5 protein-coding genes are annotated in these 5,519 nt (G+C 71.0%); 1 reads left to right on the top strand and 4 read right to left on the bottom strand.

The window, feature by feature from the left end:
- The 4 genes from iolD to iolC form a co-directional block, all read right to left on the bottom strand.
- A partial coding sequence (gene iolD, locus O3Q52_RS48010) for a 3D-(3,5/4)-trihydroxycyclohexane-1,2-dione acylhydrolase (decyclizing) (RefSeq protein WP_269654764.1) occupies positions 1 to 1,754 on the bottom strand: 1,754 nt, incomplete at its 3' end.
- Between the two features lie 7 nt (positions 1,755 to 1,761).
- Complete coding sequence (iolB, locus tag O3Q52_RS48005; protein WP_269654763.1) at positions 1,762 to 2,646, bottom strand: 5-deoxy-glucuronate isomerase; 885 nt, start codon at positions 2,644 to 2,646, stop codon at positions 1,762 to 1,764.
- Positions 2,647 to 2,665: 19 nt separating this feature from the next.
- The gene (locus O3Q52_RS48000) at positions 2,666 to 3,544 is read right to left on the bottom strand and encodes a deoxyribose-phosphate aldolase (protein ID WP_269654762.1); all 879 of its coding nucleotides are present in this window, start codon (positions 3,542 to 3,544) and stop codon (positions 2,666 to 2,668) included.
- A gap of 29 nt (positions 3,545 to 3,573) precedes the next feature.
- The gene (gene iolC / locus O3Q52_RS47995; protein ID WP_269654761.1) at positions 3,574 to 4,524 is read right to left on the bottom strand and encodes a 5-dehydro-2-deoxygluconokinase; all 951 of its coding nucleotides are present in this window, start codon (positions 4,522 to 4,524) and stop codon (positions 3,574 to 3,576) included.
- 315 nt (positions 4,525 to 4,839) lie between these two features.
- On the opposite strand from iolC, the gene O3Q52_RS47990 reads away from it, so the two are divergent.
- The coding region (locus tag O3Q52_RS47990; protein ID WP_269654760.1) for a substrate-binding domain-containing protein at positions 4,840 to 5,519 on the top strand (680 nt) is incomplete at its 3' end.

Genomic DNA, 5,519 nt, shown 5'->3' with positions numbered 1-5,519 from the left:
GTGGGCGTCGGGTCGGTCTCGACGTACACACACGTCGGCCGGTCCGAGGCGCGGGCCGCGGCCAGGGCGTCGCGCAGTTCGCGGACGGTCTTGGCGCGCAGGACGTCCATGCCGAGGCTGGCGGCGTTGGCGGCCAGGTCCACGGGCAGCGGGGCGCCGGTGAAGGTGCCGTCGGCGGCCCGGTAGCGGTAGGCGGTACCGAAGCGCTCGCCGCCCGTCTCCTCGGAGAGGCCGCCGATGGACGCGTACCCGTGGTTCTGGATCAGTACCAGGTTGACGGGCAGGCCCTCCTGGACGGCGGTGACGATCTCGGTGGGCATCATGAGGTACGTGCCGTCGCCGACCAGCGACCAGACGGGGGTGCCGGGGGCGGCCTGCTGGACGCCGATGCCCGCCGGGATCTCGTAGCCCATGCAGGAGTAGCCGTACTCCAGGTGGTACTGGCGCGGGCTGCGCGCACGCCAGAGCTTGTGCAGGTCGCCGGGGAGCGAGCCGGCCGCGTTGATGACGACGTCGTCGTCGCCGACCACGGCGTCCAGGGCGCCGAGGACCTGGGTCTGGGTGGGGACGGCGTGCTCGTCGTCCGCCCGGTACACGGCGTCCACGACCTCCTCCCAACGCTCCTTGCCCGCGCTGTACTCGGCCTCGTACGCCGCGTCCACGCGGTGGCCGGACAGCGCCTCGGTGAGGGCCTCCAGACCGGCGCGGGCGTCGGCGACCAGGGTCCGGGCGCTCAGCTTGTGCGCGTCGAAGGCGGCCACGTTGAGGTTCACGAACCGCACGCCCGGCTCCTGGAAGAGCGTGGCCGAGGCGGTGGTGAAGTCCGTGTAGCGGGTGCCGACGCCGATGACCAGGTCGGCGGTGCGGGCCAGTTCGTCGGCGACGGCGGTGCCTGTGTGGCCGACGCCGCCGAGATCCGCCGGGTGGTCGTAGCGCAGGGAACCCTTGCCGGCCTGGGTGGACGCGACCGGGATGCCGGCGGCCTCCACGAACGCCTTGAGGGCCGGCTCGGCCTCGCTGTGGTGGATGCCGCCGCCCGCGACGATCAGGGGGCGCCGGGCGCCGCGTACGGCTTCCACGGCGGCCGCGAGCTCGGCCGGTTCGGGCGCCGGGCGGCGTACGTGCCAGATCCGGTCGGCGAAGAACTCCTCGGGCCAGTCGTACGCCTCGGCCTGGACGTCCTGCGGCAGGGCGAGGGTGACGGCGCCGGTCTCGACGGGGTCGGCGAGCACCCGCATCGCGTTCAGGGCGGAGGGGATCAGCGCCTCGGGGCGGGTGATCCGGTCGAAGTAGCGGGAGACCGGACGCAGCGTGTCGTTGACCGACAGGTCCGCCTCGACGGGGTGCTCCAGCTGCTGGAGCAGCGGGTCGGCGGCGCGGGTCGCGAAGTAGTCGCCGGGCAGGAGCAGCACCGGGAGGCGGTTGACCGTGGCCAGGGCCGCGCCGGTGACGAGGTTGGTCGCGCCGGGGCCGATGGAGGTGGTGACCGCCTGCGCGGAGAGCCGGTTCAGCTGGCGGGCGTGGCCCACCGCGGCGTGCACCATGGCCTGTTCGTTGCGGCCCTGGTGGAACGGCATGGTCTCCTCGCCGGCCTCCAGGAGCGCCTGGCCGATCCCGGCGACGTTGCCATGGCCGAAGATCCCCCAGGTACCGGCGATCAGCCGGTGCCGTACGCCGTCGCGTTCGGTGTACTGCGCGGCCAGGAAACGCACCAGTGCCTGGGCGACGGTCAGGCGGAGGGTGGAGCGGCTCATCGGTTCCTCACTGGGTGGTTCGGGTCAGCCGGGGGTCGACGGGCTGGCTCGGCCAGGTGTCGCGGATCCAGGCGTGGTCGGGGTGGTCGCAGATCAGCCAGGCCCGGTCGGCGCCGGGGCCCGCCATGACGTTGAGGTAGTACATGTCGTGGCCGGGCGTGGCGATGGAGGGGCCGTGCCAGCCGTCCGGGATGAGGACGACGTCGCCGCCGCGCACCTCGGCGAGCACATCGGTGCCGCTGCCGTGGCCGGACGGGGAGACCCGCTGGTAGCCGAGGCCGGGCGTGCCCTCGTGGTCGGCGATCTCGAAGTAGTAGATCTCCTCCAGCTCCGACTCCTCGCCGGGCCGGTTCTCGTCGTGCTTGTGCGGCGGGTACGAGGACCAGTTGCCGCCCGGGGTGATCACCTCGACCGCGATGAGCTTGTCGCACTCGAAGACCCCGGCCGCGCCGAAGTTGCGGACCATGCGGGAGCAGTTGCCGGTGCCGCGCAGCTCGACCGGGACGGACTCGGCGGGCCCGTAGCGGGCCGGCAGGCGCCGGGAGCAGCGGGCCCCGGTGAGCGCGAAGCGCCCGCCGGCGGCCGAGGTGAGCGTCGCGGTCGCGTCGCGCGGCACGTATACGAAGTCGCTGGCACCGCTGAACACGCTCGCGCGGCCGCGCAGTTCGAACTCGTCGCGGCCGAAATCGTCACCGACCGTGACACTGCAGCCGCCACCGAGCGAGGTCACGATCCACTCGCTGTCCCCGGCGGTGAACAAGTGCGTGCCGCCGGGCGCAAGTTCCAGGACGCGGAGGCTGGAGTGGTCCCAGCCGGCGTTCTCCGGGGTGACGTCCACGGCGTACGGGCCGCTCGCGGCCTTGCCCGCGGGCAGGTGGTGTGCGCTGGTCATGAAAAGTGGATCCTTCCGGTCAGAGCAGGCCGACCGCGGTGTCCACCGCGGTCTCCACACTGCCCTCGGCGGGATAGAGCAGGGACCGGCCGACGACCAGACCCTGGACGGTGGGCAGCCGCAGGGCCTTGCGCCATCTCTCGTACGCGCCCTCCTGGTCCCTGCCGACCTCGCCGCCGAGCAGGACGGCGGGCAGGGTCGAGGTCTCCAGCACGGCGGCCATGTCGTCCGGGTCGCTGGTGACGGGCAGTTTCAGCCAGGTGTAGGCGGAGGTGCCGCCGAGCCCCGAGGCTATGGCGATGGAGCGGGTGACGGCCTCGGCGGTGAGGTCGTTGCGGACCGTTCCCTCGACGCGGCGGGAGATGAACGGCTCGACGAACACGGGAAGCCGGTGCGCCGCCATGTCGTCGATCGCGCGGGCGGTCGACTCCAGGGTGGTCAGCGAGCCGGGGTCGTCGTAGTCGATGCGCAGCAGCAGCTTGCCCGCGTCGAAGTTCAGCCGGGCCATGTCCTCGGCACGGTGTCCGGTGAACCGGTCGTCCATCTCGAAGACGGCACCGGCCAGGCCGCCGCGGTTCATGGAGCCCATGACGACCTTGTTCTCCAGCGCGCCGAGCAGGAGCAGGTCGTCCAGGATGTCGGCGGTGGCGAGCACCCCGTCCACGCCCGGCCGCGACAGCGCGACGCACAGACGCTCCAGCAGGTCGGCGCGGTTGGCCATCGCCAGCCTGCGATCGCCGACGCCGAGCGCGCCGCGTGCCGGGTGGTCGGCCGCCACGATCATCAGGCGGCCGCTGTCGCCGACGAGGGGACGCCGGGTCCGGCGGGCGGCCGCTTCGGCCACCGCCTCCGGGTGCCGGGCGCGCACCCTGACGAGGTCGGGGATGGTGATGCTCAAGGGTTGGCTCCGTTCAAGGGGTGACGGCGTCAGGCGCGGGAGGCGACGAGATCCTCGACCTCGGCGGCGGTCGGCATCGCGGAGGAGCAGGCGAGGCGGGAGGCGACCAGGGCGCCGGCCGCGTTGGCGTACCGCATCGTCTTCTCCAGCTCCCAGCCGGCCAGCAGCCCGTGGCAGAGCGAGCCGCCGAACGCGTCGCCCGCGCCGAGGCCGTTGACCACCTCGACGGGTACGGGCGGCACTTCGGCGGTGGTGCCGTCGCGGTGGACGGCGAGGACGCCCTTGGGGCCCTGCTTGACGACGGCCAGCTCCACGCCCGCTTCGAGGAGTGCCTCGGCGCAGGCGCGGGGCTCGCGGACGCCGGTGGCGACCTCGCACTCGTCGAGGTTGCCGACGGCGACCGTGACATGCCGCAGGGCTTCGGCGTAGTACGGGCGGGCCTCGGCCGGGTTCTTCCAGAACATGGGGCGCCAGTCGAGGTCGAAGACGGTGATGCCGGCCTTGTCGCGTGCCTTGAGGGCCGCGAGCGTGGCGGAGCGGCTGGGCTCCTCGCTCAGACCGGTGCCGGTGATCCAGAAGATCTTCGCGTCCCGGACGGCGAAGAAGTCCAGCTCGTCGGTGCGGATCTCCAGGTCGGGCGCCTTGGGCTGCCGGTAGAAGTACAGCGGGAAGTCGTCGGGCGGGAAGATCTCACAGAACGTGACCGGCGTCGGGTACTCCTCGACGGGGGTGACCCAGCGATCGTCGACCCCGAACTCCTTGAGAGCCTGGTGCAGATAGGCTCCGAAGGGATCATCGCCGGTTCGGGTGACGATCGCCGTGGAACGGCCGAGTCGGGCCGCGGCGACCGCCACGTTGGCCGCCGAGCCACCGAGGAATTTACCGAAGGTTTCGACACGCGCGAGCGGCACTCCGGTCTGCAGAGGGTAGAGATCGACCCCGATGCGACCCATGGTGATCAGGTCGAAGGACTCGGTCATACGCGTCGCTCCTCGTGCTGGCTGCGGGCTTCCGGGGGTGCGGGATGCAGGGGACCGGTGTGTCCTAGGTGTAAGACCGAGGCCGAGCCATGTCAAGACTTTGTACTTACATTCTCACGTGATCGTGAAATGATGTCTTAACAAAGTATTGACAGCGGGGTCTGTCAGGGACTTACATCCCCTCCCAACAGCACAGCCGAGTTTGTCGGTACGTGGCCCTGCGGTCTCCTTCCGTACGGGCCGAAGGTCCGGGCAGCCTGCCCGGACCGCTGCCCCTGCTCCCTTTCCCCTGTCGCACAGTGAGGTGCCGGAAAGATGGACCGCACGTTTCGCACCCGTTCCCGCAGATTCGCCCTCGTCGCCGCGGCCGCCGCGGCGGCCCTGATAGTCACCGGCTGTTCCAGCGACTCCGGTGGCAAGAAGGCCGAGGAGGACACGGGCAACGCGTCTGCCGGCAAGGCCGACACCCCCCGCATGAAGGTCGCGATGATCACCCACGCGGCCCCCGGCGACACCTTCTGGGACCTCATCCGCAAGGGTGCCGAGGCCGCCGCGGCCAAGGACAACGTCGAGCTGGTGTACTCCAGCAACCCGGATTCGGCCAAGCAGGCCAACCTGGTCCAGAACGCGATCGACCAGAAGGTCGACGGCATCGCCGTCACGCTGGCCAAGCCGGACGCGATGAAGTCCGCAGTCGCCAAGGCGGAGAAGGCCGGCATCCCGGTCGTCGGCCTCAACGGAGGCATCGACGACTGGAAGGAACAGGGCCTGCTGGAGTACTTCGGCCAGGACGAGTCCGTCGCCGGTGAGGCCTTCGGCGAGAAGCTCAACGAACTCGGCGCCAAGAACAACATCTGCGTCATCCAGGAGCAGGGCCATGTCGCTCTTGAAGCGCGCTGCGCGGGCGTGAAGAAGACCTTCAAGGGCAAGACCACGAACCTGTACGTGAACGGCACGAACATGCCGTCCGTGAAGTCGACGATCACCGCCAAGCT

Source organism: Streptomyces sp. ActVer (genome assembly GCF_027270795.1).
Classification (GTDB): Bacteria; Actinomycetota; Actinomycetes; order Streptomycetales; family Streptomycetaceae; genus Streptomyces; species Streptomyces umbrinus_A.
This window is presented reverse-complemented; position numbering and strand designations above follow the sequence as displayed.

Coding starts and splice junctions, on each gene's coding strand:
- iolC (WP_269654761.1), bottom strand. CDS start 4,524: ATGACCGAGTCCTTCGACCTGATCACCATGGGTCGCATCGGGGTCGAT.
- iolB (WP_269654763.1), bottom strand. CDS start 2,646: ATGACCAGCGCACACCACCTGCCCGCGGGCAAGGCCGCGAGCGGCCCG.